Here is a 3028-nt window from a genome sequence, read left to right as displayed (position 1 = left end):
AATGCGTTTGAAATTTGCCTATACGAAAACATCAACAACGCAAACCGACCGCATGAAGACAGGATAATCTGCATCCTGAGCAATCGGTTCTATACTGCTACCTTACTGGAAGAAGATGGACGATATACCGCACTATTAAACCTCGACACACTTGGAACACAGAAAAACCCGATACGATACCGGACGATTGGGAAAAACTCCGCTTGGTTTGGCGGCAACCAAACAGCACCGAATCGAATGTTTTTACAAATGACCTTTTAACTTCCAGTTCCCCCGATAAAATGAAAACTGCAATGAAATTTCTTACCAGCCTTGAAACTTACTTGTATGGATTGCTAGGGATGCTAGGCGCGTTCATTATGCCTATTGTGCCGTTTTTAGCCCTTTGTGGCCTACTTATTCTATTAGATACTGTTACGGGCATCAGGGCAGCAATGCGGCGTGGAGAGAAGCCCAACAGCAGAAGGGCAGCACGGATAATTGACAAAACATTGGTCTATGGATCTTCTGTTTTGGCCTGTCACGGGGTCGAGGTTGTGTTAAAACTACCTGACTCGGTTACTTACTTCGCCGTTGGTGCGATTGCCTTTACGGAGCTAATGTCTGTTCTGGAGAATACGCGGGTGGTGAGTGGTGCAAACATAGCTGATGTGATTCGGGGCATGTTGCCGGGCGGGAAAAAGGTGGAGAATAAGGAGGAGGAGAAATAAAAAAAGCCGAACAATTTGCCCGGCTTACAATCAAACGTAATCACTTTGCACTAGAAAAAAACAATCCTATGAAAATCAGGTACAAGGTAAATTATTTCAACCATAAAATCAATCGACATGTCAAAAATCAAATTGTTAAATCCTATTTCTGAGCTGATCGCGAAGCTGGGGATCGGGTACATCGACGACAAGGTATTCGCAGCTCTTGAAGGGAAACAGCTACCCCAAAAGCTTGCTGACCGTGGGTTCGATCGCGTGCGCCAAACCATTGAAGCGATCACGGATGACAATGCGGCCAATGCGGATCAAGTTGCTGCCGTTTGGTTGGCCTACTTGAACGAGGATGTTATTCCGGCCGTAGGTGAAGCCATTGCCCCTACCCTAGAAGCAATTGAAAGCCCTGAAACGCGCGCACTTGTCATTAGCTTGGCGGGTATGGTGGTTAGTGCTGCTTTGCTTCTTACCGACAACCAGGACAACAACAACGCACAATTGAAGGCGTATTTTGAAACCCACATCAAGTCGGACGATTTCCGAAGTGTGATCGTTGGCCAAGTTCGGGCGCTTGCTGAAAAGTACAGCAAGGACAAAGCCCTTGTCGGCCTGATCATTTCCGTTTTTGGAGCGTTCTTTGACTTGATCCAAGGCGTTGAACTGGATCAGGATCAAGCCCGGTTACTTGCTGGAGGGACTGAGTAACCTTAATGGGATTATAATTTGTTAGTGGGGCTATCAGGGTGACTTGGTAGCCCTTTTTTTTGTGAAATAAAAAAGCCCGCTAAAGTGCGGGCTGGATGACGTGAAGTTTTTTATATTTTTTTAATGCAGCGCAAATGTCGCCACTGCACATTTTTGCTGCATCGTAAAAATCCGCCTCAGCCTGTTGGTTTGGCCAAGGCACCATTTGCGCCACACCTTCGTTGGTTATAAAGTGCCGAGTACTAGACTCAGTACTCTGTATTTGATAGCGGTCATTACTATCGAAAAAGAAACCTCCGGGAAAAGTTTTGTCGAAGGCGACAGCATAAAACCCGCCTTCGATTGGCCAAAGAACATCAAAGTTCTCTTTAATCCCTTCGATGTTAAATTTGTTTTTGAAGTAAGTGATTTGCATTTTTTTTATTTTTACCGCTCCGCTTAATTGCTTTGCATAGTACAAAAGTAGCTCAACCACATTTTAACAGCAATACCCGAAACATGGTATTTAGCAACAATCGTATAATCTTTCTAAAATATTTCTTATAATTTTCTTGAACAGTTGTTCAAACTTTCGTAATGTTGCATGAAATCTTTCTGAAAAGTTTCTGAAATCTTGCGTATATGCAAAGAATCAGAAATAAAACATAAAATTATGGACAACATTATTGAAAAAATCAAGAAACTTTTTGCGCTTGGGGAAGTAAACCCGGTGCAAGATGAAAAGCTAATTTTCAAAATCCTTTTGGCCTGCGAACGGGCTTCAATTGTAGTCGTTGCAATTGTTTCCGGGGTAGCGGTTGCGGCCTATGGTTACTTACTTGCTTCCGGTTATACCGATTGGGAGTGGGTGCGCTGGGTAACTGCTATTGTCCTCTTTGGTCTTGCTACTGCCATCACGGACGTAGGGGTAAAGTACTTCATTCAAAAAGGCGCGTTCGACTTTTTTGTCTTCTTCAAATTTGCATGGACTAAAGAACTAAAACAAAACCTATTCATGCGGGCAATGCAGTTGGTTGCCTGGGCTTTCATGTGCGCCCTGATCGCTGGCATGTTCCTTTTCGATTACTACTCAGTCGATGCAGTACGTAACCCGGCGGCTAACATGGTAAAAAAAGAAAAGGCAATCAACGCAGATAGCTTGCGCCGAATTGTCGATGGGCAAGAACAGGTAAGGGTAGGGGCAGTTGTCGAAGCAATCAACGCAGTCCAGGCCGACATTCGCAGCACTGAGCGCCAAATTGAATCCACCAAAACCCGCGTGTACAATTCAGAATCAAAGCTTCGGAAACTAATTGAACGCGATCACAATGGATGGGCTATCGGGCAAATGAAGGCAAAGCAGGGCAAAGAAACGGCTGCACTGAATGACCAACTCTTGACCCTTCGCCAAAACAAAGCAGAATTAGAGCAGCAACGCACTAAGGATCTTGCGTACCGTTCGCAGATCATTGCCGCAACCGATTCCAGTGCATTGGCTGAAAATACTGCAATCGCTGGGCGCAATACCGCATTGGTAACAGGTACATCTACCATGTTTATTTGGCTAGGCTTCTTTGCTAAGTGTATCGCCGGGTTAATCCGGATTATGTTGGTAGTGCTGTTCCTGGGCAATCCGGTAG

At 44.8% G+C, this 3028-nt stretch carries 5 protein-coding genes; 4 read left to right on the top strand and 1 reads right to left on the bottom strand.

Features of this window, described 5'->3' with window-relative positions; translation table 11 throughout:
* From ACILQR_RS17725 to ACILQR_RS17715, 3 genes are all read left to right on the top strand, one after another.
* Positions 1 to 261 (top strand): hypothetical protein (locus ACILQR_RS17725; protein WP_395652685.1); only part of this gene is annotated, 261 nt, incomplete at its 5' end.
* 32 nt (positions 262 to 293) lie between these two features.
* The gene (locus ACILQR_RS17720; protein ID WP_395652684.1) at positions 294 to 710 is read left to right on the top strand and encodes a phage holin family protein; all 417 of its coding nucleotides are present in this window, start codon (positions 294 to 296) and stop codon (positions 708 to 710) included.
* Between the two features lie 117 nt (positions 711 to 827).
* Positions 828 to 1409 carry a hypothetical protein gene (locus tag ACILQR_RS17715; RefSeq protein WP_395652683.1) on the top strand — a complete coding sequence of 194 codons (582 nt, stop codon included), beginning with the start codon at positions 828 to 830 and terminating at the stop codon, positions 1407 to 1409.
* Between the two features lie 79 nt (positions 1410 to 1488).
* Here the strand turns inward: ACILQR_RS17715 and ACILQR_RS17710 are convergent, their stop codons facing one another.
* Positions 1489 to 1869: a hypothetical protein gene (locus ACILQR_RS17710; protein WP_395652682.1), complete on the bottom strand. Its 381-nt coding sequence runs from the start codon at positions 1867 to 1869 to the stop codon at positions 1489 to 1491.
* 192 nt (positions 1870 to 2061) lie between these two features.
* On the opposite strand from ACILQR_RS17710, the gene ACILQR_RS17705 reads away from it, so the two are divergent.
* The coding region (locus ACILQR_RS17705; protein WP_395652681.1) for a hypothetical protein at positions 2062 to 3028 on the top strand (967 nt) is incomplete at its 3' end.

The organism is Brevundimonas sp. (assembly GCF_044239655.1).
Lineage (GTDB): Bacteria > Pseudomonadota > Alphaproteobacteria > Caulobacterales > Caulobacteraceae > Brevundimonas.
Note: the sequence above shows the minus strand (reverse complement) of the source record. Positions and strands in the feature narration are given on the sequence as shown.

What these genes read in the sequence shown, in the direction of transcription:
- ACILQR_RS17715 (WP_395652683.1), top strand. Translation starts at nt 828, where the DNA reads ATGTCAAAAATCAAATTGTTAAATCCTATTTCTGAGCTGATCGCGAAG.
- ACILQR_RS17720 (WP_395652684.1), top strand. Translation starts at nt 294, where the DNA reads ATGAAATTTCTTACCAGCCTTGAAACTTACTTGTATGGATTGCTAGGG.